Raw genomic sequence first — 24,261 nt, forward strand, 5'->3', positions numbered from 1 at the left:
AGCCCGGTTCGGGTGGATAATTGCCTCCGCGCCAGCGCTGGTCAAGCCTACGGGTCCGCTGGCTTCGGAGCGTCCGATGGGTTCCGATGCAGGGATTCAGGGCGGAGCTGGGTGTAACGTTTCAACTCGTTCCATGATTCGTAAAGGGTCACCGCAGCCACCTCCGGTATGTCACATCCCTGTTCAAACAGCCGCGACGTGGCTTCGTGGCGCAGGTCGTGGAAACACAGATCCTCGATCCTCAGCTTCGCGCAAGCACGGGTGAAGGCCGTTCCTACGGAATTCGAGTTGTAAGGGAAGATCGGTCCGTCTGCAGAGCCCTTGGGTTGCCGCTGTACTATGTCCCACGCATCGCCCAAAAGCGGGAAGCGCTTGTGGTTGCCAGCCTTCTTCCGGGGGTGCTTGGCGTCCCTAAGTAGGGCAGTCCGGTTGACCTGGTCGACGTCGGACCACATCAATCGGGTGATTTCGCTCTCGCGCTTGGCCGTCAGGATGGCGAAATCGATGATGTCCACCATGGGAATGGTCGACCGCCATGCAGCGGCTTGGAAACGCTCCCGGAGGAGCTGCAGCTCGCCGGCGGTGGGCCGTCTGTCCCGGCGCTTCGACTTTCCAACCAGCCGCAGCAGCCGCAGGACAGGCCGGGCTTCCGTTACCGGGTCGCTGGCCAGCTTCACGCCCTTCATCGGGCCAGCGAGTTTCAGCAGCTCGGAGAGGTACCCCCAACTCGACGTTCATGGTTGCGGGGGCGCAGGCTGGGATAATGACCCCGTTGGCCATCATGTGGTCGCCGCGGATCCGCCGCCGGGCGTGCTCGATCACGTCGTTGGCGGTGAGGCGTCTAGCCACGATGTCGCCTAGTCCCTCGCGGATCCGCGTCATGTTCCTGGAGTGGGTCTTTGAGATGGCCCTGACGGAGGCCAAGTCATTGGTCCGCCAGTCGATCAGCTCCCCGATGGTGATGTCCTCACCTGGGATGCCACCTCGGGCTTCATAGTCCGCCTGTTCCCGCTCAATGCGTTCGGCCCAGGCTTTTGCGGCGGTCTCGGTGGGGAAAGTGCGGTATTGGTCTTTATGGCCCTTACGGCGCACCATTGCGCGCCATCGGCCGTTGCGGTTCTGCAGCGTTGCTATGGTTGTGCCATTCCCTGTTGTGCCAATCCCTCGCTGGCACACTAATGGTACAACCGGTTGGGAAATAGCGGGAAAAACGGGGCAATTGCGGGAAAGAGCGAGTACCTTATATGGTTGATAAGCTAATGAAATCTATGGAAATGAAGGGTATCCGCCTCTGTGTTGCCCCGATGATGGATTGGACGGATCGCCATTGCCGCGTGTTCCACCGGCTGCTGGCCCCGGGTGCGCGGCTGTACACGGAAATGGTGCACGCCAACGCCGTCATCCACGGCGACCGCGAGCGTCTGCTGGGCTTCGATGGCAGCGAGCAGCCGTTGGCCCTGCAGCTGGGCGGCAGCGATCCGGCTCTGCTCGCGCAGGCCGCGCAGATCGCACAGGAGTGGGGCTACGACGAGGTCAACCTAAACTGCGGCTGCCCCTCCGATCGGGTCCAGGCCGGCCGCTTCGGCGCCTGCCTGATGCGCGAGCCGGCTCTGGTGGCTGAGTGCGTGGCGGCCATGGTCGACGCGGTGAACATCCCGGTCACGGTGAAATGCCGGCTGGGCGTGGATGAAGACAACGACTACGAAAAATTCGTCAACTTCGTCGATCAATCCGCCAACGCCGGGAGTGCGATGTTCGTCGTGCACGCCCGCAACGCGTGGCTGAAGGGGCTGTCGCCGAAGGAAAACCGCGAAGTGCCGCCGCTGCGCTACGACTGGGCGCACCGGCTCAAGGCCGACCGCCCGCAGTTGCAGATCGTGCTCAACGGCGGCCTGGCCACGGTGGACGCCGCCCAGGCCCAGCTGCCGGCGCTGGACGGCGTGATGCTGGGCCGCGCGGCCTACCATGACCCCTACGTGCTGCATCAGCTGGAGGCGGCGCAGACCGGCGCCGCACTGCAGCCGCGCGAGGCGCTGCTGCGCGCCATGCGCCCCTACATCGAGGCCCAGCTGGCCCGTGGGCTGGCCCTGAAGCACATCACCCGCCACCTGCTTGGCCTGTTCCACGGCCAGCCCGGTGGCCGCGCCTTCCGCCAGGTGCTCAGCGAGGGCGCGCACCGCCCAGGTGCCGATTGGAGCCTGATCGAGCAGGCCTTGAGCATCACCCGCGACCAGGCCGAACGCGTCGCAGCGTGAACGGCGTCGCAGGGCGCGCTTGACATCGGGCCTGAAGTAGCTGTCAATGTTCACCTAGATGAACAAAGCGATGCGGCGGTCAGAAAAGTTCAGACCGGATTCACTGCGTAAAACCAAGAATTTGCAAAAGATTCGTAAAGTGCCGGCCCAGGCTGGCGGCTGCCGATTCACAACTTTTGAACGTTTTGACGCGCTCCGCTAGGATCAGACCTGATGTCTTCCGTAACCTGCCACCGCCGTCTTGCCGTGTTCGCCCTGCTGGCGAGCGGTGCCGTTGCTGCCATCGGCAGCGCCGGCGCACAGGCTCCCCAGCCGGATCCGGCCCGGGCCGAAGCGATGGTGCGGGCCGCCCGTGGTGCTCCCCAGGAGCGCTCCCTGTCCGACGCCGTGCGTCGGGTCCAGCGGACCACCGGTGGCCATATCCTGGGCGCGGAACGGGTGCCCTTCGATGGCCGGGACATCAACCGGGTGAAATACATGGATGACCGGGGTCGCGTCCGCTACATGGATGATCCGGCCCAGCCGCGTTCACAGCCCCGCACGCCGCGTTCGGATATGTCATCACTACGCGGCGATAACCCCTGAACGGGGATAGTTGTCCGCAGTCATCTGTTAGCCACTGGCCCCAGGCCACACCCAGGACACTAGGGAGAGTTCATGCGTATCCTTCTGGTCGAAGACGAAGCCCCGCTGCGGGAAACCCTTGCAGCCCGGCTCAAGCGCGAAGGCTTTGCCGTCGATGCCGCACAGGACGGTGAGGAAGGTCTGTACATGGGCCGCGAAGTGCCGTTCGACGTTGGCATCATCGATCTGGGCCTGCCCAAGATGTCGGGCATGGAACTGATCAAGGCACTGCGCGACGAGGGCAAGAAGTTCCCCGTGCTGATCCTTACCGCCCGCTCGAGCTGGCAGGACAAGGTCGAAGGGCTGAAGCAGGGCGCCGACGATTACCTCGTCAAGCCGTTCCATGTCGAAGAGCTGCTGGCACGCGTCAACGCGCTGCTGCGTCGCGCGGCCGGCTGGAGCAAGCCGACGCTCGAATGCGGTCCGGTTGCGCTGGATCTTGCTGCCCAGACCGTCAGCGTTGCTGGCAGCAACGTGGACCTCACCAGCTACGAGTACAAGGTGCTGGAATACCTGATGATGCATGCCGGTGAACTGGTCTCCAAGGCCGACCTCACCGAACACATCTATCAGCAGGATTTCGACCGCGACTCGAACGTGCTGGAAGTTTTCATCGGCCGCCTGCGCAAGAAGCTGGACCCGGACGGCGAGCTGAAGCCGATCGAAACCGTGCGGGGTCGCGGCTACCGCTTCGCGATTCCGCGCAACGAGGGCTGAGCCGTTAGTCCGGCGATGGGATGATGTCAGGCCGTCTGTGGTTCTTTAAACGCTGGCGGCCGCGCTCCCTGCAGGCACGGCAGCTGCTGGCCGCCAGTGTGAGCCTGCTCGCCTTCCTGGCGATTGCAGGCTACGCACTGGATGCGGCGTTCGCCGACACGGCGCGCGCCAACCTGCGCGAGCGCCTGAAGAACTATGCGACCGCCTACGCGGCCGGTATCGACTTCACCCGCGACCGCTCGCTGTACATCCGCGAGCAACCGCCGGACCCGCGCTTCGATGTCCCGGGTAGCGGTCTGTACCTGCAGGTCGTAATGCCGGACGGAAAAGGCAACTCCATGTCCGCTGAAGGCCCGATGCTACCCACCGTGGGCGGCAAGCTGCTGGCGCCGCGCCAGGAAGTCTTCGAAGGCCCGCTGCCGATGATCCAGATCGACGGCAGCGAAGGCTCGGTGTACCGCTATGGCCTGGGCCTGGTGTGGGACGCCGACGCCGACCCCGCCACCGAATTCCCATACACCATCTACGTGATGGAAGACTCGCGCGCACTCGGTGCGCAGCTGCGGGTGTTTCGTGGCCGGGTGTGGTTCTGGATGGGCGGCGCGGGGCTGATCCTGCTGCTGCTGCAGACCGTCATCCTGCAGTGGAGCCTGCGCCCGATGCGGCGGGTGATCACCGAGCTGACCAAAGTGCAGCGCGGCGAAACCGAGCGCATGAGTGAACGCCACCCGCGCGAGCTGGAACCGCTCACCGACAGCATCAACGCTTTCATCGAAAGCGAGCGCGAAAACCTCGAGCGCCAGCGCAACACCCTGGCAGACCTGGCCCACAGCCTGAAAACGCCCCTCGCAGTGCTGCGCACGCAGCTCGACAGTGGTGCGGCCGACCAGGACCTGCGCCAGGAATTCGATGTGCAGCTGCGCCGCATGAACAACCTGGTGTCCTACCAGCTGGCGCGTGCGGCATCGTCGGGCCACAAGCTGTTCTCGGCGCCGTTGCCGATCGAGTCCAACGCCGAGGAAATCGTGCGCGGGCTGGAGAAGGTGTACGCCTCCAAGGGCGTGCTGTGCGAGTTCGACATCGATGACGGCGCCCGCTTCCACGGCGAACCGGGCGACCTGCAGGAGCTGCTGGGCAACCTGCTGGAGAATGCGTTCAAATGGGCCAACCGCCGCGTGCTGCTCACCGCCAAGCCGTTCAGCGCGCCGGGCATGCGGCGTGCCGGGCTGGTGCTGTCGGTGGACGATGACGGCCCCGGCATTGCCCCGGACGACATCGCCAAGGTGCTGCAGCGGGGCGTGCGCGGCGACGAACGCGTGCAGGGTCACGGCATCGGCCTGTCGATCGTGCAGGACCTGATCAAGGACTATCGCGGCGAACTGCAGGTGAAGCGCTCGCCGGAATTGGGTGGTGCGCGGTTTGAAGTGAAGTTGCCGCCCGGGCCGTAAGACCGGAGCGTACCGACCAACGGTCGGTACCTACCGCGTGGGCAGTGGCGGCGCCCCATAAAAACGCCTCAAATGCCCGGCCACCACCGGCATTTCCTGCTCCAGCAGATCCGGCGCCGAGAAGTGATACTCGGTCGCCACCGCAAAAAACTCATCCGGCGCTTCGGCCGCATACGGATCAATCACCGTCTCCATCCCTGCATCCACCTGCGCGCACAGCGCATCGAAGGCCTGCTGGAAATCGGTGGCCCATTGCTGCTGCCATGCGCGCGGCAGCGGCGGGGTGCCGTCGAGCACGCCATCGAGCACATCGATGCGATGCGCCATTTCATGCACCACCACGCACGCCCCTTCGTGCGGATGCTGCAGTTCGGCCTGCACGTCATGCCAGGACAGCAGCAGCGGCCCGTTGTGCGACACCTGACCGATGGCTTCCTCTTCCCACTCGTGCAGCACCCCATCTTCGTCCATCTCGCTCTGCGGCACGATGAAACCTTCGGGGTACACCAGTACCTGCGACCAGCCGCGCAGTCCCGCCTCGCCCAGTTCCAGCAGCGGCAAGCAGCACAGCGCGGCAATCAGCACCGCGTCATCTTCGCCCAGCTGCAGACCGCCAATGGGGGTAATGGTCTTGTCGTGCAGGAACGCGGCGGACAGCACACGCAGGCGCTGCACACGCTCGGGCGGCAACCCGCGCAGCCACGCGGTGCGCTGGCAGGTGCGTACCCAGGCGGAGTCAGGAATCGGGCGTGGAGACGAGCCCAGCCAGCGCAACAACGACTGGATCAGCGGAACATGCCCGGCAGGAAGCTGTGCCATTTCGGTGCACGCAGGCGCGGCAACACATCGTCATCGCCGCCACCGCCGGTGCTGCCGGGCGCCGTCGCGCTCGGCTTGACCGTTGTCGGGGCCGTACTGGTCGGCGTTGCCGCCGGCGCCGCGCGTTCCTCTGCGGCCGAATAGACGCAGCCACCCCGGCCCGAGCCGGTCAGCGCATCGGAAGCGTGCGCGGCCATCGGGGCCAACAGCAGGAGCAGGCAATGGGCGAACGGGCGCATCGTCAACATCCGGAAGGGCGAGGGGGTCAATCTTCGATTCTAGCCCGATTCACTGTCGCAATTGGAAGCCCGACGCGGGCGCTGTCCGACGCTTTCCCGCATAATTTTGCCGATCAACCGATGGAAGCTGCCGTGGACGACCGCCAACTGCTGGCCAAACTGGGCGCCGGGCGTCTGTCCGGCGACGCGCTGGCCCGTGAGTTGGGCCAGACCCGCGCGGCCATTTGGAAGAGAATTCAAGGACTTAGAGCGGCAGGCATTGAAATCGACGGCCGCGCGGGTGATGGCTACCAGCTGCAGCAGCAGCTGGATCTGCTCGACGCCGGGGCCATCAGGACCCGGTTGCCGTCTGCGCTGGCACCGCTGCTGGACATTCTGGAGGTGGCCTGGACGGTCGGGTCGACCAATACAGAATTGCTGCGGTGCAGCGCGCCAGAGCGCGGCGCGCGGGTGCTGCTCGCCGAGCGCCAGACCGGCGGCCGCGGCCGTCGTGGGCGCGCCTGGGCCTCGCCGTTGGCCGCACACGTCTATCTGTCGGTGCTGCGCGGCTTTGCTGGCGGGCTGTCGCGCTTGGGTGGGCTGAGCCTGGTCGCCGGCGTGGCGGTGGCCGAGGCGCTGCGTGCCCACGGCGTTGCCAACGTTGGACTGAAGTGGCCCAACGACATCGTGGTGGGCGGTCAGAAGCTCGGTGGGCTGCTGGTCGAAGGCGGCGGCGAATTCGCCGGCCCGGCGCGCGCGGTGATCGGGCTGGGTATCAATGTCCGCATGCCGGCCGCCTTCGCTGCCGGCATCACCCAGCCGTGGACCGATCTGGCCACCCTGCTCGGCACCGGCATCGAACGCAACGCCGTGGTGGCCTGGCTGCTGCAGGCCCTGCTGCCGGCCCTGGAGGAGTTTGAAGGCGACGGCCTGGCCCCGTTCCTGCCACGCTACGCCGCGCTCGACAGCCTGGCTGGGCGTGCAGTGCGGGTGGACGATGGCGGCGTGATGCATGAAGGGCAGGCGCTGGGGCTGGCCGACGATGGTGCGCTGCGCGTGCGCATCGACGGCAGCGAACGGGTGTTCCATGCCGGGGAAGTCAGCGTGAGGGCGCAATGAGCGATTGGTTGTTCGACCTGGGGAATTCGCGGTTCAAGTTCGCCCCGCTGCAGGGCATGCGCGCGGGTGACGTGCAGGCATGGCCGCATGGTGCCGAAGTGATGCCGGCCGACGCACTGGAACAGCTGCCCAGCGGTGATACTGCTTACGTGGCCAGCGTGGCCGCCGCTGCGCTCACCGCCAGCATGCTCGAGGTGTTGCGCGCGCGCTTCAGCCACGTTCACGTGGCGAAAACCGAAGCCAGCTGCGCCGGCGTGCGCATTGCCTATGCCGACCCGTCGAAGTTCGGGGTGGACCGCTATCTCGCGCTGATCGCCGCCGCCGAACACCGCGAAGCCGCGGTCGTGGCCGGTGTCGGCACCGCGCTCACCATCGACCTGCTTGATGCCGAGGGCCAGCATCACGGCGGCCGTATTGCGGCCTCGCCGACCACCATGCGCGAAGCCCTGCATGCACGCGCGGTGCAGCTGCCTGCGCAGGGAGGCGATTACAGCGAGTTCGCCAACGACACCGCCGACGCACTCGCGTCCGGCTGCGATGGCGCAGCCGTCGCGTTGATCGAGCGCAGCCGCGTGCAGGCCGCCGCCGTGCTGGGCAGGGTGCCTGCATTGCTGGTGCATGGCGGTGGCGCACCGGCGCTGATGCCGTTGCTGGCCGATGCGCAGTTCCAACCGGCGCTGGTGCTCGATGGTCTCGCGCGCTGGGCGGTGCACCAGCCACCGGCGTCGCGGTAGGATCGGCGCATGCTTACCCGTGCCCTGATCGTCGTACTGGCCATCCTCAACGTGGGCGTTGCGCTGTGGTGGATGCTGCGCGGCGACCCCGCGCCGGCCCTGCCCGCCACGCCCAGCGGCGTAGCCCAGCTGCAGCTGCTCGACAGCCCCGGCGCACCGGCAGCGGCCGCAACCGCGGCGGCCGCAGCAAGCGCGCAGCCCCCGGCCGCGACCACGGCCCTGGCAGACGCCACCCCGGCACCGCCCAAGCCCGCCGCACCACCCCCGACCCCGGCCGCAACCGTCGCCGTAGAGCCGGGCCCTGCCCAGCTGCCCGAAACCCCACCGGCGCCCACACCCGCTGCTCCCCTCCAATGCATCAGCCTCGGCCCATTTGCCGATCGCGACACCGCCATGGCCGCCCAGGGCAAGGCCAGCGAACTCGTTCAGCGTTCGCGCCTGCGTGAAGTCCCCAAACCCGGCGCCAGCAGCACCTACCGCGTGATGATGCCGGCCGCCGCCAGCCGCGAAGAGGCCCAGGCCACGGTCAAACGCATTGCCGCGGCGGGCATCAGCGATTACTACATCATGGCCCAGGGCGAAGACGCGAACGCCATTGCCTTGGGCCAGTACCGCAACCGCGAAGGCGCCGAGCGCCGCCTGGCGGCCCTGAGCGCGGCTGGCTTCAGCGCCCGCCTGGTCGGCGGCAGCGAAGGCAGCGCGCAGTGGTGGGTGGATGCGGCCCTGGCCGACAAGGCCAGCCCCAGCACAGCCCGCCAGCGCAGTGGCGCGGCCCAGCAACGCTCGCTGGAATGCGCGGGCTTGCGCTAGAATCGCCCTCCGCGCCGGCAATGCCGTCGCCGTGCCTTTGCCGGCATAGCTCAGTTGGTAGAGCAACCGCCTTGTAAGCGGTAGGTCCCCAGTTCGAATCCGGGTGTCGGCACCATTTTCAGTTCGTCTCTGCGTACCGGTACGACAACAGCGACTTCACCAGGAACGTCACCTGCGTGGCCGAGCGCGCGTCCACGCGCATCACCGGCAGGCGGTGGCCCGCGTCGAACAGCGCATTGCGGAATTCCGGAATCAACAGCGCGGGGTACTCATCGGTCCGGGTCACGCCCACTGCCAGGCTCGCTTCCGGCGCGATGCGCGAGAACTCCTGCAGCAGTTCCACCGTGGATGCGACCGGTTCCGGATGCCCGGCGCTGACCAGCACGATCACCCCCAGCGCGCCTTCGCACACCATCGGCCACATGAAATCGAGGTAGCGCTGGCCCGGTACGCCGTACACGTGCAGCAGTTCGCCGTCGTCCAGTTCGATCGAGCTGTAATCGAGCGCGACGGTGGTTTCCACCTTGTCGCCCATCGCGTCTTCGCTCATCGGCATTTCGGTGCTCACCGGCTCTACGTCCGAAATCGCACGTACCGCCGTGGTCTTGCCGGCGCCCATGCTGCCCACGAATACCAGTTTGTTGGCGGGCAGGCTCATGACGTGCTCCCTTGGAACAGGTTCAGGCCGAAGCGGCGCGCCACCCACGAGAAGAAGCGCGAATCACCGGCATCGCGGCGGCGGGAGGTTGGGGGCATGGCAGGCTCCTGGGTCAGGGCGAGGCCACTGGCTACAGCAGCACAGAAGAGGGATTGCACCGTGTTGCGCGGCATCTGGCAAGCCGCCGCCAACGCATGGGGCTGCCACGGGCGGGCGTGCAGGCAGGCAATGGCCAGCAGCCAGGTGCTGGGCACATCCTCCGGATCAAGGTCCGGCCAATGGCGCAGCTTCAGCGGCGCATGCTCGGCAGGGGCCGGCAGCAGCAATGGGCGATGCCGCGCGATGCAGAAATACAGCGCTTCGAACGAGTGGCGCTGCGGCAACCGGTACGCGTACTGGTGCTGGAACGTGGGCGCATCGATGACGCTCCCCGACCAGGCCACATCATCCAGTTGCGCCACCAGCTCCGACAGCGTCGTGGTGGGCGGCAGCGCGATGCTGCGCGTGGTGGTATCCACCAGCACGGTGATCGCGCCGCGCTGCAGCAGGTGAAGGTCCGAACCGGTGGACGAAGCCAGCTGCAGCAGCAGCGGCACACCGTCTGCAGGCCGGTCCACCCTGGGCGCGGCCTGCAGCAGGCTGGACAGTTGTTCGTTGATGTCGCGCACAGTGGCGCCGTGCGGCAGCCGTCCGCGCCCGGGATCGGCGTAGCGGCGTGCGATCGACAGTGTTGGCACATTGGCCGCATGCGCTTCGCTGAGCGCGCGCGCGGCATCGGCGTGATCCAGGCCGATGACCAGCAGGTCGCAGGCATCGCCGGGCCACGGCTGCAGCACTACCTCCATGCGCTCGGCGAGCAGCATCGAACTGGCCAGTTTCAGGCGCGTGTGATGCAGCACGTCCAGCCCGATGGCGGCAATGCGGAAAGAACGGGTGGGGGTATTCATGGCGGTGTGCCGCGCAACCGAAGCGACCGCCGCGGCGCGCCCGATCAGGGGCGCGGCGCGGCGGCATGGCCTTCGATCAGCTGAAGTCCAGGGTCTTTTCGAAGGCCTTCAGTTCATGGCGCGACATGGCCAGGTTGGCCTTGGCACGGTCCATCACCACGTACAGGAACAGCAGCGGGTTGCTTTCCAGCGGGCGGATCAGGTGGTACTGCGTGGTCAGGGTGATCAGCAGGTCTTCAAGGGTGTCCGACAGGCCCAGCTGCTCGGCCACGCGGCGCTTGGCGCGCACCACTTCGGTGTTACCCGCGGCGGCCAGTTCCAGGTTGATGTTGCCGCCGCCGACCATGGCCAGGGCCATGCCGCTGTCACCGTCGACCAGCGCGGCGCCGACGAAACCGGCGAGCGAATTGAGCTTTTCCAGATTGAGATTGGGCACGTAAATCCTTTTTACTTCAGGCAGTGGGAGAGGCAGGCCAAGGCCTGCCGGAAGGGCACAACAAAACCGACGGGTGCTCAGGCCGCGCGCGGGCGCAGCACGGTATCGAGGCGGGTGGCGCATTCGCGCGCATGGAACAGCAGCACGGCCATGTTGACCTCGTGGCCGGCCACGGCGGTGAGGGTCAGCGGCTTGTCGGCCTGGATGCGGATCAGCACCACGTTGCCGAGCTTGGTGCAGATGGTGGCGTAATCGGCTTCGCTCAGCGCCAGCTCGCGCGAGACAGTCTCGCCCAAGGTGAGGAACGAATTGGCCATGGCGGCCAGGCGGCGGCCATCCACGCCCAGCGTGGAATCTTCGGCCACGGCGCGGCCGTCGGCGGTGGACAGCATGAGCAGGCTCAGCCCGCGTTCGCGCTCGCGCGCATGCTGGAAGGCCTGTTCAATGGCGGCGGTGTCATACAACTGCCGGGCCGGCGGGCTCTCGCCACTGGCATTGCGGACAATCTGGTGGATGCTGCTGCGCTGCACGTACTGCCCCCTGAAACACGACAAAACACGGACCAACCCTGCGCGGGTTAGTCAATCAGTACTGCGAAGAAGTGTGAAATGTAGCACGTAATTTTTGCCTTCACGGCCAACGCAAGATGAACCGCAGTGTTCCTTGCGCGTGTGTCAAAGCATTGACACATAAGGCTTTGGCGCTGGGTCAGGATGGGACGTGACGGGTCAATCAGCGCCACAGGCGGTCGGCCGTCCGGCGCCCGCTGTTGCGACGCCGCGAGTGGTTTGGCAGCCGGATCACTAGACTGGTGGAATTTTCCGTGTGTGTGGAGTGAGCATGAGCAATCGTCAACCTGCGGTGTCCCTGATCGGCGTGCCCACGGATATCGGGGCCGGTGCCCGGGGGGCCGGACTGGGTCCCGAGGCGCTGCGCATCGCCGGCCTGTGCGAGGCCCTGGCCGCGCGCGGCGTGGACGTACGCGACTGCGGCAACCTGGATGGCCCGCGCAACCCATGGACGCCACCGGAGCAGGGCTACCGCCACCTCGATCAAGTGGTGGAATGGAACCGCGTGCTGATGGACGCCACCTATGCCGAACTGCAGGACGGCCGCCTGCCGATCATGCTGGGTGGCGACCACTGCCTGGGCATCGGCTCGATCACCGCCGTGGCGCGCTGGTGCCGCGAACAGGGCCGTGACCTGCGCGTGCTGTGGCTGGATGCGCATTCGGACTTCAACACCAGCGAGGTCACCCCGTCGGGCAACGTGCACGGCATGCCGGTGGCCTGCCTGTGCGGGCTGGGCCCGGACGCGCTGACCAGACTGGGCGGCGATTCCCCGGCGATCCGCCCGCAGCAGGTACGCCAGATCGGCATCCGTTCGGTGGACCAGGAGGAAAAGCGCCTGATCAAGCAGCACAAGGTCGATGTGTACGACATGCGCTATATCGACGAGGCCGGCATGAAGCGCGCGGTGGAAGCGGCGCTGGAGGGTATCGATGAGAACACCCACCTGCACGTCAGCTTCGACGTGGACTTCCTCGACCCGAGCATCGCCCCGGGGGTGGGCACCACCGTGCCGGGCGGCGTGAACTACCGCGAGGCGCAGCTGGTGATGGAAATGATCGCCGACACCGGCCGTATGGGCTCGCTGGACATCGTCGAACTCAACCCGCTGCTGGACAACCGCAACGCTACCGCGGTGCTGGCCGTGGACCTGGTGGAGAGCCTGTTCGGCAAGTCCACCCTGATGCGCGACTGAGCGGGGCCGGGTTCCCCGGCGCGTGGCTGAACGGCCAGGTGCCGCGTTCACATCGATTGCACGCCCCAGACCCCAGATTGCATCTCACGCGGTGGCCGTTCCGGAAACGACGACGACGCCACCGCGATCTGCAAAAGGCAGGTGGGGCCGTATTTCGGTAGTGACGTTGAATTAATCAGGAGAACCCTATGAAGCGTGTAATTGCACTGATGCTGTTGTCGATGGTTTCGCTGGCCATGCTGTCCGGCTGCAACACCGTTGCCGGTGCCGGCAAGGATGTGCAGAAGGCCGGCGAGACGGTCGAAGACGCCGCCAAGGGCAACTGATCCGCAGCTGCCGGTGGCCTGCCGACCAACGGTCGGCAGCTACCGCGCACTGCCGGTGGCCTGCCGACCAACGGTCGGCAGCTACCGCGCACTGAATGAAGAAGCGCCGGGAAATCCCGGCGCTTTTTTTTCGTCTGCGTCATGCAGGGCAAGCGGCCATTCAATGACGTGAGCACGCGCTTCATCCGCGCTTGACCGTCGGCGAACACGCACTGTTGCAAGCTGTTTCCACGGCGACGATGCCGTTGCAACCGAGGACGCGAACCCATGAACAAAGACATCATTTCCGGCAAGTGGACGCAGCTCAAGGGCAAGGCGCAGGCGAAGTGGGGCGACCTTACCGACGACGATTTCAAGGTGGCCGAAGGCAATGCCGAATACCTGGCAGGCCGGCTGCAGGAACGCTATGGCTGGGCGCGCGATCGCGCTGAAACCGAGGTCAAGGACTTCGAAGCCGCCATGCGCAAGGAATATCCGGACTATCACTGACACCCCCCCGGTGGCAGGGCGACCATAAGGGTCGCAACGAGGGTATGAAACCGGAACGGGCCGCACTGCGGCCCGTTTTTTTTACTTGGGCGGGTCTGGCACGAAGCCTTGCGGGAACGCCTGCGGTGCGCGCTCGTCGCGCGGGTACCGCGCAGGAATGATGCCGCGCGCCACCAGGTTGCGCTCACTGTCATAACGCAGGTCCAGGCGCTGGGCCGGCCATCGGCTGGCGCGCTCGAAGGTGGTGCTGCCCGCGTACGAGGCCTCACGCTCGCCATGGCCGGTGCCCAGCGCGGGTGCCGGGGAGGGCGCGCGGATGCGCGAACCGGTGCTCTCCACCGATGACAGGGCGCGGTCTGCCGCTTCGGCGGCTGCCTGCGGCTGTGCCTTGCCCTGGCCGCGCGCCACCGGCGGTGCGGGCCGCGGAACGGTCACGTAGCGCCGCGCTTCGTTGAACACGGCGATGCCGATCACCCCGAGGTTGTCCGGCCGTCCGGTACGGCTGGCGTAGCTGTTGCCCGGATCGGTGAACACGAACTGGGCCACTTGCTGGCGTGATTTGCGCCAGCCGGTGATGTCCGCGCTCTGCCACGGATCCAGTACGTAGCCGGTCTGGTCCGGCGCGGCCACCTCGCCGCTGATGACGTTGAGGCCGTCCACCGACAGCACCACCAGAACCCGCTCGGGGCTGTTGTTGCGCAGGCGCACCGCGTACGGCTCGCCCTGGCGGCCGGCCACCCAGTACTGGCCCCGGTGCAGGTAGGCAGGCAGTTCCAGGTGCTGGTCGCGCTCGACCAGGCTCAGCGTGACCGGGCCGGTGTCGGCACGGGGCGGGACAGCCGGCTTGAAGCCACACAGGGCCAGCACGGCAAGCAGGGGCAGGGTCAGGCGTTTCATGGCGGGGCCTTCGCGGTTGGGTACTCCGTTGAACGCGCCAGGCCAGGCAACGGGGTTGCGCGCGGGCAGGTAAACTGGAGGCGTTCAACTGTCCGTAATGATTCCCCTATGACCACCCGCGTTCTTACCGGCATCACCCCCTCCGGCACGCCCCATCTGGGCAACTATGTCGGCGCCATCCGCCCGGCCATCACTGCCAGCGCAGCGCCCGGCATCGAGAGCTTCTTCTTCCTGGCCGACCTGCACAGCCTGATCAAGGCGCAGCAGCCGGAACGCACCCAGCGCTCGACCCTGGAGATCGCCGCCAGCTGGCTGGCCTGTGGGCTGGACCCGGACAAGGTCTGGTTCTATCGGCAGAGCGACATTCCCGAAACCACCGAACTGATGTGGTTCCTGACCGTCATTGCCAGCAAGGGCATCCTCAACCGCGCCCACGCCTACAAGGCGGCGGTGGACAAGAACCGCGAAGAACAGCTGGATGAAGACGCCGGCATCAGCGCCGGCTTGTTCATGTACCCGGTGCTGATGGCCGCTGACATCCTCATCTTCAAGGCCAACCGCGTGCCGGTCGGCCGCGACCAGATCCAGCACATTGAAATGGCGCGCGATTTCGCCCAGCGCTTCAACCACGTGTACGGCAGGGACTACTTCCCGCTGCCGGACGTGGTGATCGACGAACAGGTGGCCACCCTGGCCGGCCTGGACGGCCGCAAGATGAGCAAGAGCTACCACAACACCATTCCACTGTTCGCCCCGCGCGCGGAGCTGAAGAAGCTGGTGTTTTCCATCCTTACCGATTCGCGTGCCCCGGGCGAGCCCAAGAGCACCGAAGGCTCGGCACTGTTCCAGATGTACCAGGCCTTCGCCAGTGCCGAGCAGACCGCCGCGTTCGCGCAGGCCTTCGCTGACGGCATCAGCTGGGGCGATGCCAAGCAGCAGCTGTTCGAGCGCATCGATGCCGAACTCACCCCGCTGCGCGAGCGCTATGACGCGCTGATGGCCGAGCCGGAGAAGATCGAAGCACTGCTGCGCCGTCGCGGCCAGCAGCTGCGCGAGCAGTACGCCATTCCGCTGCTGAAGGAGCTGCGCCATGCGGTGGGCCTGCGCGACCTGTCCACGGCCGGTGACATCGCCGCCGAAGACGGTGGCGTGGCGCGCGCTGCCCCGCCGCTGTTCAAGCAGTACCGCGAAAAGGATGGCCGCTTCTACTTCAAGCTGCAGGCCGGCGACGGCACGCTGCTGATCCAGAGTGAAGGCTTCGATTCGCCGCGCGATGCCGGCCAGCTGATCGGCGTGCTCAAGCAGACCGAGCATGGCGATGGCCTGCAGAGCGAGCTGTTCAAGCTGGAAGCGGAAGTGGAGGTGGTGTTGGCGGCATTGCAGGAGCTGCGCGGGTAGCCATCGACCGTTGGTCGATGGACACATAACGGAGGAAACACGATGGCCTGGTTGTCGTTGTTGTTGTTCCTGCCCTGGTTCGTGCTGCTGGGCACCCTGTACTGGTTGTTCCCACGCCAACCCCGCGACACCGCGCGGCGCCTGTTCGACGGCGCCGCGCTGCTGCTCGCCTTCATCCTGAGCATCCTCGCCATGCTGTGGGGCCACCACATCGGCGTGGTGCAGAGCGATGCCGGGCCGATCTGGCGCCAGGTATTGGCCGTGCTGTACGCCTACGGCGCCTTCCTGGCCGTGATGCTGGGGGCGCTGCTGCTGCGCGGCGCCTGGCTGGCGCAGCGTGCGACCAAAGCCGCATCGAAGTCGGCGGGGTAACGGGCCTAGAATCGAGGCGGATCGGCCGAGGGTCGACTGCCACCGATGACCGCCAGGGATGCGCCGATGTCCTCCGACCCCAGCATTTTCACCATCGATACCGCGTTCCAGCGCAGTGACTTCGACGCCGCCTACCTGATCGTCGAAAACGGGCGGGCCGCGTTCATCGACTGCGGCACCGGCCTGGCCGTACCAGCGATGCTGGCCGCGCTCACCCGGGCCGGCTGCGCGCCCGAGCAGGTGGACTGGCTGGTGCTCACCCACGTGCACCTGGACCACGCCGGCGGCGCCGGCCTGCTCATGCAGCAGCTGCCCAACGCCATGCTGGTGGTGCACCCGCGCGGCGCACCGCACATGATCGATCCGACCCGGCTCATCGCCGGCGCGACCGACGTCTATGGCGCGGCCGAAATCGCGCGCAGCTATGGTCCGGTCCTGCCGGTGCCGGCGGCGCGCGTGGTGATCGCCGAAGACGGTCACCGCGTGGACCTGGCCGGGCGCAGCCTGCTGTGCCTGGACACGCCCGGGCACGCGCGCCACCACCTGTGCGTGTGGGACGAACGCAGCCGCAGCGTGTTCACCGGCGATACCTTCGGGCTGTCCTACCGCGAGCTGGACAGCGCGCGCGGCGCCTTCATCATTCCCACCTCCTCGCCCGTGCAGTTCGATCCCGAGCCGCTCAGACACTCCATCGCGCGGCTGGTCGCGCTGCAGCCGCAGGCGGCGTACCTCACCCACTACGGACGGGTGGAGAACATCCCCGCCCTGGCGGCAGACCTGGTCGAGCAGATCGACGCGATGGTGGACATCGCGCGCCAGTGCGATGGGCGCCCCGACCGCCACCGCTGCCTGGTGGCCGCGCTGACGGCGTTGTACCAGGAGCGCGCACAGGCACACGGCTGTCCGCTCGATGACGCGGCAGTGGCGCAGATGCTGGCAATGGATATCGAGCTCAACGCGCAGGGCCTGGCCTGCTGGCTGGACCGCGACCGCCGCTGAGCGTGCACGCCGGGCTGCACGGTAACCGGAGTGTCACGTTACACTCTGGCATTCCGTTTTTTTCTGGTACCTGCCGTGAATCCGATGCGCATGCTGCTGTTGTCGTCCTGTCTGTTCGTGGGCGGCCTGGCCCACGCGGCCAATGACCTGCCCGGCGGCGGCATCGATCCCGAAGCGCTGTCGCGGCATGTGCGCATCCTGGCCTCGGACGAGTTTGAGGGCCGCGCGCCGGCGTCGCCGGGTGAAGAGCGGACCGTGCAGTATTTGATCGCGGAATTCCGCAAAGCCGGCCTGCAGCCCGGTGGCGTGGATGGCAGCTGGGTGCAGCCGGTGCCGATGGTGCGTGCCCAGGTCGATGGCCCGGTGACCGCGAAGCTGCGCCAGAACGGCAAGGCCCGCACGCTGGTCAACGGCGAGGACGTGACCCTGCAGAGCCTGCGCCCGCAGGCCGCGGTGGAGATCAAGGACGCGCCGCTGGTATTCATCGGCTACGGCATCGACGCGCCCGAGCGCCAGTGGAACGATTACAAGGACGTGGACCTGCACGGCAAGATCGCTGTGGTGCTGATCAACGATGCCGATTTCGAAGCCGACCGCCCCGGTGCTTTCGACGGCAAGGCCGTCACCTACTACGGCCGCTGGACTTACAAGTTCGAGGAAGCCGCGCGCCGCGGTGCCAAGGGCGTGCTGATCGTGCACGAAACCGCGCCGGCCGCGTACGGCTGGGCCACGGTGAAGAGTTCGGGCACCTCGCCGCTGTTCGATATCGAGCGCACGCCGGAACAGGCGCTGGCCCAGCACGTGCCGGTGCGCGGCTGGATGCAGCGCGCCCTGGCCGAGCAGCTGTTCCGCGACGCGGGCCTGGATTTCGAAGCCGAAAAGCGCAGGGCCATGACCCCGGCCTTCCAGCCGGTGGCGCTGGGCGATGCCACGCTGTCGGCGCAGTTCAAGCTCAAGCGCGAGCAGGTGGTCACCCGTAACGTGGTGGCCAAGCTGCCCGGTGGCGAGCATGGCGATGAAGCGGTGATCTTCTCCGCGCACTGGGATGCCTTCGGGATCGGCCAGCCCGATGCCAAGGGTGACCGCATCCGCCGTGGCGCCATCGACAACGCCACCGGCGTGGCCACCGTGCTGGAGCTGGGGCGCGTGTTCGCCGCCGGCCCACAGCCGCAGCGCACGTTGTACTTCGTGGCGCTCACTGCCGAAGAAAAGGGCCTGCTGGGGGCCAGCTACTACGCCGCGCACCCGCTGGCGCCGCTGGACAAAACCGCTGCGGTGATCAACATCGAGATGTTCAGCCCGGATGGCGCCACCCGCGACATCGCCTCGTGGGGCAAGGGGCGCGTTTCGCTGGAAGGCGACCTGGAACGCGTGGCCAAGGCCCGTGGGCGCAGCTACAGCCCGGACCCGAACCTGGAAGCGGGCTTCTTCTACCGCGCCGATCACTTTGCCTTCGCCCGCCTGGGCGTGCCAGCCATCACCATCGGCCCGGGGCTGGACAAGCTGGAAGGTGGCGTTGCCGCTGGCAAGGCGTTGCGCGAGAAGTACTTCGCCGACTGCTACCACCAGGCCTGCGATGCCTGGACGCCGACCTGGGATCCGGCCGGCCATGCCGCCGACACCCTGTTGGTCTACGACCTGGGCGCCGAGCTGGCCAACAGCCGCACCTGGCCGCATTGGGAAGAGGGCTCGGAATTCCGCAAGACCCGCGAACAGACAGAAGCGGCTCGCCGGTAACGTGCAGGAGGGTCACGACCAACGGTCGTGACCTACCGCAAGCGTGGATTGTCCAACGGATCACGACCAAGGTTCGTGACCCATCCCATGCGTGGATTGTCCGATGGATGGTAGATCACGACCGTTGGTCGTGATCCCCGAGATCCATTGCCGCCGTTACTTCCGGGTGCCATCCAGGTAGTTGGCGCCCTTGTTCTTCAGGAAGAACACATACACCACCAGCGATACCGCGATGATCGCGGTGACATAGATGGCGAAGTCGCCCACCCGATCGGTCTTCAGCGCGCCCTGGTACAGCAGCGGGGCGGTACCGCCGAACAGCGAGTTGGCCAGCGCGTAGCCGAAGCCCACGCCCAGTGCACGCACGTGGGTCGGGAACAGCTCGGCCTTCACCACTGCGTTGATCGAGGTGTAGCCGGTGAGGATCACAAAGCCCAGCGCCAGGGTCAGGAACGCAATCAGCGGGTCATGCTGGTTCGGCAGTTCGGTCACCAGGTACCAGCTGTACAGCACGCCGCCGACGCCGAAGAACACCAGCAGGCTCTTGCGGCCCACGATATCCGACAGCCAGCCGCCAATCGGCTGCAGCACCATCAGGAAGGTCAGCACGCCCAGGTTGATCAGCGTTCCGGTCATCACGTCGGTGCCGGCAAACGCGCTCTGGATCATCTTCGGGCCGTTCACCGAGTAGGTGTAGAAGGCCACGGTGCCACCGGCGGTGATCAGGAAGCACAGCAGCAACGGACGCCACTGGTGCACGAACAGCTCGTACATCGAGCCCGATGCCTTGGCACGGCCCTCGCGGGCGGCTTCGATGGAGTCTTCACCCAGCGATTCATCCATCGAGCGACGCAGCCAGAACACGACGATGGCCGCAAGGCCGCCGATGCCGAACGCGATCCGCCAGCCCCACGCAGAGATTTCCGGCTTGTCCCAGAACATCAGCATGGTGAACAGGGTCAGCTGCGCCAGCACGTGGCCACCCACCAGGGTGACGTAGTGGAACGAGGACAGGAAACCGCGACGGCCGGGAATGGCCGCTTCGGACATGTAGGTGGCGCTGGTGCCGTACTCCCCACCGGTGGCGAAGCCCTGCAGCAGGCGCGCGAACAGCAGGATCAGCGCCGCCCAGCCACCAATGGTGGAGGCGGTGGGGGTCAACGCGATCAGGAACGAACAGGCGGCCATCATCGTCACCGACACGGTCAGCGCCAGGCGGCGGCCGTACCGGTCGGCGAAGCGGCCAAAGTACCAGGCGCCGATCGGGCGCATCAGGAAGGTGGCGGCGAAGATCGCCCACACATAGATGGTGGAGTTCTTGTCCGCAGCCGAGAAGAACTGGGATTCGAAATAGACCGCGAACACCGAGTAGACGTAGACGTCATACCACTCGACGAGATTGCCCGCCGAGCCTTTCAGGGTGTTGGAGATCGAGCGTTTCAGCGCGGCCTTGTCATTGGCGGGCGCGGCTGGAAGGGTGGAAGTGCTCATGCTGGGAAACGGTCCTCACGGTGGAGCAATGGCAATGCTGGTTTTTACCTTACTCCACGTGATGATCGGTGGGCATTGCACCATGTGACTAGGTCCAGCACGACAGCGTGCCACCACAGGGCATGCCGGGCCGCTGGCAAAGGCCTAGAATCCCCTCTCCCCCGCCTGCTGGTCGCGTATGGCCGTCTCCCCCGCAACCCCGCAGGCCGCTCCCCGCAGCGGCCTGGTCGTCCTGGCCCTGCTGCTGGTGTACGTGGTGTGGGGGTCCACCTATCTGGGCATCCGGCTGGCGCTGGAAGGCGGCGCGCTGCCCCTGACCACCGTAACCGGGGCCCGCTTCATCGTGGCCGGCACCCTGATGTACGCGGTGCTGCGCTGGCGCGGCATGCCCGCACCCACCGGCCGGCAATGGCGCAACCTGGGCATCATGGGCCTGACCATGCTGGTGCTGGGCAACGGCATGGTAGTGCTGGCCGAGCGCACCGTTTCTTCCGGCCTGGCGGCTACCGCCGTGGCTTCGGTGCCGCTGTGGATGGCGCTGTTCGGGGCCGTGCGTGGCCAGCACGCCACCCGCGGCGAGTGGCTGGGCATCGCCATCGGCTTCCTGGGCGTGGTCTGGCTCAATGCCGGCAGCAGCCTCACCGCCTCGCCGCAGGGTCTGGTCCTGCTGCTGATCGCCCCGATCGGCTGGGCCTTCGGCTCGGTCTGGGCGCGCAGCCTGGACCTGCCGAGCCCGTTCATGACCGCGGCCGGGCAGATGCTGTGCGGCGGCGTGATGCTGGTCGCCCTCGGTCTGGCCACGGGCGAACGCCCCACCACCTGGCCCAGCATGAATGGACTGCTGGCGGTGGCATACCTGTGCATGTTCGGCTCCATCGTGGCCTTTACTGCGTACGTCTGGCTGCTGCAGAACGTGCGCCCGGCGCTGGCCGCCAGCTATGCCTACGTCAACCCGGTGATCGCCGTACTGCTGGGCGCACTGATCGGCCACGAGCATTTTGGCCCGCACGACCTGCTGGCCATGGGCGTGATCCTGGCCGGCGTGCTGGTGCTGACCCTGGCACGGACCCGCCGCAAATGAGCGCTGTGGAACGGACGCCCCTGCAGGAACAGCGCCGTGGCCTGGCCATCACCGCCTTCACCTTCACCCTGTGGGGGCTGGTGCCGGTCTACTGGCACCTGCTCAAGGCGGTGCCGTCGCAGCAGATCATCGCCCACCGCATCATCTGGAGCACGGTGCTGGTGGTGGCTTGGCTGCTGCTGAGCAGCGGCACCGGCTGGTGGAAGCAGATTGCCGCCCAGCCGCGCGCGCTGCCGACCCTGGCGCTGAGCAGCATGGCCATCGCCTTCAACTGGGGCCTGTACATCTGGGCGATCAACGCCGGGCATGTGATCGAAACCAGCCTCGGCTACTTCATCAACCCGCTGGTGAGCGTGGTGCTGGGCGTGGTGGTGCTCAAAGAGCGCCTGCGCGGCCTGCAGTGGCTGGCTGTGGGGTGCGCTGCGCTCGGCGTGGCGTGGCTGACCGTGGACGCTGGCACCCCACCGTGGATCGCGCTGGGGCTGGCCTGCTCGTTCGGGCTGTATGGCCTGCTGCGCAAGATGATCTCGGTGGACCCGGTGGCGGGGTTGGGCATCGAAAGCCTGTACCTGTTCCTGCCGGCCATCGGCTTCGCGCTGTGGAGCGAAAACGGCCACGGTGGCGCGTTCTTGAGCGGCTGGGGCTGGCGCAACGACCTGCTGCTGATTCTGGGCGGCGCGGTGACCGCACTGCCGCTGATTGGCTTTGCCTATGGCGTGAAGCGCATTCCGCTCTCGCTGGTAGGCATCCTGCAGTACATCGCGCCCAGCCTGGGCCTGCTGCTGGGCGTGTTCTTCTTCCGCGAACCGTTCGACACCGCCAAGGCGATTGGCTTCGCCGCGATCTGGACCGGGCTGCTGCTGTTCATTGGCGACAGTCTGTGGCGGTCGCGGGCTGCTGCGCGGGCCTGATGTCTCGCAGCCACGCAGGGCGCGGCACTACGCGGGATGCGGCAACCGTAGAGCCACGCCCTGCGTGGCTGCGCGACCCGTCTACGAGCGACTGGCTCGACGCTGCGACGTACGGCGTGGCGAATCGATAGCCCGAGATTCCGCTGCCACTCCCTTCGGCACCTCAGTCATCAGCACGCGCACCCGATTACCGCAACATTGCAGTTTGCCGCCGTAAGTCAGCGTTCTCGACGCCAAGCGCTCGGTCGCCATCTGCACGGTCTTTGCCGCCAGCATATGGCCAGCATCCAGAACGCCTACAGTGATCACGATTCCATGGAGCCCCTGCGCCCCGCCGCACCTGGCACGCACCTGCACTTGTCCCTTCTCTCGCTCCAGCAACAGGGATACGGCATCGGCAATGGTCCGATATGCCGCCAGTTGCAGGCCCGTACTGAGTTCGCAAGGATCGCCGGAGAGATGGGGCCGGGCCACCCGTTCTGTCGCGTCCCACTCCTGGCTGATACCACCTATCTGAATCGCCAGGTAAAGCCCAACGTGTTCGAGGGAGGTGGGATACACCATGCTGGTTTGCTCACGGAACTGCCTTGAGCTCACCGTCGACGCCCGGAGCACTGCGCCGGCGAACTGGCGATGCCCTTGTCCGTTCAGCCAGTCGACCATCTGACTAGACGAGAGGTCAATGTTCTCGCCAATCTGCCGCATCCTAAGCGCCCGCGCCCGTAGTTCCTGCTCGCTTGCCAGGTGCGAGGCCTTGGCCAAGCTCAGCGCCTCAATCTGATTCTGCTGGGACACATCGAGCCGATGTCGATAGTTGCCTGCGATGGCGCCCAGCGCGAACAGTGCGGTGAACACAACAGAAAGACTCTGCTGTGTCTTGAACGTGGCTGCATCAAACGAGCCGGGAAGTCCGGTAACGGGCGTGGCGAGGTGAACAATCAGGTTCAGCAAAGGCACGCCAATGGCCGCGCCGTGCCAGCCATGGATGCACGTCAACACGATTACCGGTGCTGCCATCAGCAGTTGAACACCCCCCTTGAAGCCAGAGTCGGCATCCGGGATCCGTGTGCTCAGGTATCCAAGAATCAGCAGGAATGCGAGCGCTCCACCCGACGGTAGACGCCTCCATGATGACCAGGCAGCTGGGCCTGCACGCCCGGACAGCACCAGCGCCAGCGGCGCCACGGTAAGTATGGCGACATAATGGCCAAGCGACATCTTCAGTAACGCTGCAGCCGTATTCTCAACGAGATGCGGAGGCCACAAGAGCTCCGTCAGAAGAATGTTGGCCATGCCAAGCACGACCGACGATAACGCTGCCAACGAGAGCAACCATGCCTCATTCCCCGCAACGATGAGGCGACGGTGCAGGTGCACGATCAAGGCGACTACCGGCATCTGGTAGGTAGAGGCCAGCGCGAACCATGTAAGCCCGTAATCATCAATCAAGGGAAATCGAAGTATCGCGTAGTACGCGTACTCGCCGAGGATGAGGTAAGCCCAGAGTCGCGGCGGGAACAGAAGGAGAGCGGCTACTCGAACACCTGCAGGAAGGAAAAGCTGATCAATTGAAACGTGGCGAACGGCATAGCACGTGATCGCGTATGCAGCGGCGAGGAGTAATCCATCCAAACGGATACGGAGGTCCACACGAAGTCCCTTTCCCCACTCGTCGACCCGCACGGCCCTTCTCCTGATCTGTGCCTGTCGCATCAGGCGGCGATGCTTGGCTTGCTGTGAGGCGGCGAAAGTAGCGGTAGGGCGTGTCGATCGCAATGAGATTGCGGAATTTTCGGACAAGAATGAGGTGGGTTGTCCGATTCCATTGAGCCACGTCACATCGCTGGACTGATGGTCGTTCCAGAATGCGGGAGCAACCGCGTTGGGGCGATGACGCAAAGTGCACAACGAAGATTCGCTTCATCATCTTGTCGTAAGCAGCCACGCAAGCCGTGGCTCTACGATTGCCACCCCCGTAGTGCCACGCCCTGCGTGGCAACGCGCATACGCA

26 protein-coding genes and 1 tRNA gene are annotated in these 24,261 nt (G+C 66.2%); 17 read left to right on the forward strand and 10 right to left on the reverse strand.

The window, feature by feature from the left end; genetic code table 11:
• Positions 1–47: 47 nt before the first annotated feature.
• A complete protein-coding gene (locus ACTJI4_RS13975) occupies positions 48–677 on the reverse strand; it encodes a site-specific integrase (RefSeq protein WP_440869681.1) in 630 nt (209 codons plus the stop codon).
• 582 nt (positions 678–1,259) lie between these two features.
• Here ACTJI4_RS13975 and dusA point away from each other — a divergent pair.
• From dusA to ACTJI4_RS13995, 4 genes are all read left to right on the forward strand, one after another.
• A complete protein-coding gene (dusA, locus tag ACTJI4_RS13980; protein WP_440869682.1) occupies positions 1,260–2,255 on the forward strand; it encodes a tRNA dihydrouridine(20/20a) synthase DusA in 996 nt (331 codons plus the stop codon).
• Positions 2,256–2,468: 213 nt separating this feature from the next.
• Positions 2,469–2,840 (forward strand): hypothetical protein, encoded by a 372-nt coding sequence (locus ACTJI4_RS13985; protein ID WP_392924517.1) that lies wholly within the window; start codon positions 2,469–2,471, stop codon positions 2,838–2,840.
• Positions 2,841–2,912: 72 nt separating this feature from the next.
• On the forward strand, positions 2,913–3,596 hold the full coding sequence (locus ACTJI4_RS13990; RefSeq protein WP_004136763.1) for a response regulator transcription factor: 684 nt from the start codon (positions 2,913–2,915) through the stop codon (positions 3,594–3,596).
• Between the two features lie 23 nt (positions 3,597–3,619).
• On the forward strand, positions 3,620–5,044 hold the full coding sequence (locus tag ACTJI4_RS13995) for an ATP-binding protein (RefSeq protein ID WP_392924503.1): 1,425 nt from the start codon (positions 3,620–3,622) through the stop codon (positions 5,042–5,044).
• Positions 5,045–5,074: 30 nt separating this feature from the next.
• Here ACTJI4_RS13995 and ACTJI4_RS14000 read toward each other — a convergent pair whose 3' ends face one another.
• Together ACTJI4_RS14000 and ACTJI4_RS14005 are read right to left on the reverse strand one after the other, a co-directional pair.
• Complete coding sequence (locus ACTJI4_RS14000) at positions 5,075–5,863, reverse strand: zinc-dependent peptidase (protein WP_440869683.1); 789 nt, start codon at positions 5,861–5,863, stop codon at positions 5,075–5,077.
• Positions 5,830–6,102 (reverse strand): hypothetical protein, encoded by a 273-nt coding sequence (locus tag ACTJI4_RS14005; protein ID WP_392924496.1) that lies wholly within the window; start codon positions 6,100–6,102, stop codon positions 5,830–5,832. Before ACTJI4_RS14005 ends, ACTJI4_RS14000 begins: the two co-directional genes overlap by 34 nt.
• 132 nt (positions 6,103–6,234) lie before the next feature.
• Here ACTJI4_RS14005 and birA point away from each other — a divergent pair, with 132 nt between their 5' ends.
• From birA to ACTJI4_RS14025, 4 genes are all read left to right on the forward strand, one after another.
• Positions 6,235–7,200 (forward strand): bifunctional biotin--[acetyl-CoA-carboxylase] ligase/biotin operon repressor BirA, encoded by a 966-nt coding sequence (birA, locus tag ACTJI4_RS14010; protein ID WP_440869684.1) that lies wholly within the window; start codon positions 6,235–6,237, stop codon positions 7,198–7,200.
• Complete coding sequence (locus ACTJI4_RS14015) at positions 7,197–7,934, forward strand: type III pantothenate kinase (protein ID WP_440869685.1); 738 nt, start codon at positions 7,197–7,199, stop codon at positions 7,932–7,934. The genes birA and ACTJI4_RS14015 overlap by 4 nt, the downstream gene beginning before the upstream one ends.
• 9 nt (positions 7,935–7,943) lie before the next feature.
• Positions 7,944–8,744 carry an SPOR domain-containing protein gene (locus ACTJI4_RS14020; protein WP_440869686.1) on the forward strand — a complete coding sequence of 267 codons (801 nt, stop codon included), beginning with the start codon at positions 7,944–7,946 and terminating at the stop codon, positions 8,742–8,744.
• 39 nt (positions 8,745–8,783) lie between these two features.
• Positions 8,784–8,859: transfer RNA gene (locus tag ACTJI4_RS14025), tRNA-Thr, on the forward strand.
• Positions 8,860–8,862: 3 nt separating this feature from the next.
• Here ACTJI4_RS14025 and ACTJI4_RS14030 read toward each other — a convergent pair.
• The 4 genes from ACTJI4_RS14030 to ACTJI4_RS14045 form a co-directional block, all read right to left on the reverse strand.
• Complete coding sequence (locus ACTJI4_RS14030) at positions 8,863–9,402, reverse strand: GTP-binding protein (RefSeq protein ID WP_068848575.1); 540 nt, start codon at positions 9,400–9,402, stop codon at positions 8,863–8,865.
• Positions 9,399–10,349, reverse strand: a complete 951-nt coding sequence (locus ACTJI4_RS14035) for a hypothetical protein (protein ID WP_440869687.1) — start codon at positions 10,347–10,349, stop codon at positions 9,399–9,401. The genes ACTJI4_RS14030 and ACTJI4_RS14035 overlap by 4 nt, the downstream gene beginning before the upstream one ends.
• A gap of 76 nt (positions 10,350–10,425) precedes the next feature.
• Positions 10,426–10,785, reverse strand: coding sequence for a roadblock/LC7 domain-containing protein (locus ACTJI4_RS14040; protein WP_392924482.1), 360 nt, complete (start codon positions 10,783–10,785; stop codon positions 10,426–10,428).
• Positions 10,786–10,862: 77 nt separating this feature from the next.
• Complete coding sequence (locus ACTJI4_RS14045; RefSeq protein WP_392924479.1) at positions 10,863–11,315, reverse strand: roadblock/LC7 domain-containing protein; 453 nt, start codon at positions 11,313–11,315, stop codon at positions 10,863–10,865.
• Positions 11,316–11,625: 310 nt separating this feature from the next.
• Between ACTJI4_RS14045 and rocF the strand changes: the two genes are divergently transcribed.
• From rocF to ACTJI4_RS14060, 3 genes are all read left to right on the forward strand, one after another.
• The gene (gene rocF / locus ACTJI4_RS14050; protein ID WP_440869688.1) at positions 11,626–12,549 is read left to right on the forward strand and encodes an arginase; all 924 of its coding nucleotides are present in this window, start codon (positions 11,626–11,628) and stop codon (positions 12,547–12,549) included.
• 188 nt (positions 12,550–12,737) lie between these two features.
• On the forward strand, positions 12,738–12,875 hold the full coding sequence (locus tag ACTJI4_RS14055) for an entericidin A/B family lipoprotein (protein ID WP_392924473.1): 138 nt from the start codon (positions 12,738–12,740) through the stop codon (positions 12,873–12,875).
• Between the two features lie 267 nt (positions 12,876–13,142).
• The gene (locus ACTJI4_RS14060; RefSeq protein WP_440869689.1) at positions 13,143–13,364 is read left to right on the forward strand and encodes a CsbD family protein; all 222 of its coding nucleotides are present in this window, start codon (positions 13,143–13,145) and stop codon (positions 13,362–13,364) included.
• 81 nt (positions 13,365–13,445) lie between these two features.
• Here ACTJI4_RS14060 and ACTJI4_RS14065 read toward each other — a convergent pair whose 3' ends face one another.
• Positions 13,446–14,261, reverse strand: a complete 816-nt coding sequence (locus ACTJI4_RS14065) for a hypothetical protein (RefSeq protein WP_392924468.1) — start codon at positions 14,259–14,261, stop codon at positions 13,446–13,448.
• A 108-nt stretch (positions 14,262–14,369) separates the two neighbouring features.
• Here ACTJI4_RS14065 and ACTJI4_RS14070 point away from each other — a divergent pair, with 108 nt between their 5' ends.
• The 4 genes from ACTJI4_RS14070 to ACTJI4_RS14085 all read left to right on the forward strand — a co-directional run bounded on the left by ACTJI4_RS14070 (position 14,370) and on the right by ACTJI4_RS14085 (position 18,767).
• Positions 14,370–15,659, forward strand: a complete 1,290-nt coding sequence (locus ACTJI4_RS14070; RefSeq protein WP_440869690.1) for a tryptophan--tRNA ligase — start codon at positions 14,370–14,372, stop codon at positions 15,657–15,659.
• Positions 15,660–15,701: 42 nt separating this feature from the next.
• A complete protein-coding gene (locus tag ACTJI4_RS14075) occupies positions 15,702–16,031 on the forward strand; it encodes a hypothetical protein (protein ID WP_440869691.1) in 330 nt (109 codons plus the stop codon).
• Between the two features lie 66 nt (positions 16,032–16,097).
• Entirely contained in the window at positions 16,098–17,030 is a 933-nt protein-coding gene (locus ACTJI4_RS14080; RefSeq protein WP_440869692.1) for an MBL fold metallo-hydrolase, read from the forward strand.
• Positions 17,031–17,114: 84 nt separating this feature from the next.
• A complete protein-coding gene (locus ACTJI4_RS14085) occupies positions 17,115–18,767 on the forward strand; it encodes a M28 family metallopeptidase (protein ID WP_392924683.1) in 1,653 nt (550 codons plus the stop codon).
• Between the two features lie 156 nt (positions 18,768–18,923).
• Here the strand turns inward: ACTJI4_RS14085 and ACTJI4_RS14090 are convergent, their stop codons facing one another.
• Positions 18,924–20,258: an MFS transporter gene (locus ACTJI4_RS14090; RefSeq protein ID WP_392924456.1), complete on the reverse strand. Its 1,335-nt coding sequence runs from the start codon at positions 20,256–20,258 to the stop codon at positions 18,924–18,926.
• Between the two features lie 178 nt (positions 20,259–20,436).
• On the opposite strand from ACTJI4_RS14090, the gene yedA reads away from it, so the two are divergent.
• The gene (yedA, locus tag ACTJI4_RS14095) at positions 20,437–21,339 is read left to right on the forward strand and encodes a drug/metabolite exporter YedA (protein WP_440869693.1); all 903 of its coding nucleotides are present in this window, start codon (positions 20,437–20,439) and stop codon (positions 21,337–21,339) included.
• Entirely contained in the window at positions 21,336–22,250 is a 915-nt protein-coding gene (gene rarD / locus ACTJI4_RS14100) for an EamA family transporter RarD (protein WP_440869694.1), read from the forward strand. Before yedA ends, rarD begins: the two co-directional genes overlap by 4 nt.
• An 81-nt stretch (positions 22,251–22,331) precedes the next feature.
• Here rarD and ACTJI4_RS14105 read toward each other — a convergent pair whose 3' ends face one another.
• Positions 22,332–23,933 carry an MASE1 domain-containing protein gene (locus ACTJI4_RS14105; protein WP_440869695.1) on the reverse strand — a complete coding sequence of 534 codons (1,602 nt, stop codon included), beginning with the start codon at positions 23,931–23,933 and terminating at the stop codon, positions 22,332–22,334.
• Positions 23,934–24,261: the final 328 nt, after the last annotated feature.

It is taken from the genome of Stenotrophomonas sp. 22385, from assembly GCF_052045085.1.
Taxonomy (GTDB): domain Bacteria; phylum Pseudomonadota; class Gammaproteobacteria; order Xanthomonadales; family Xanthomonadaceae; genus Stenotrophomonas.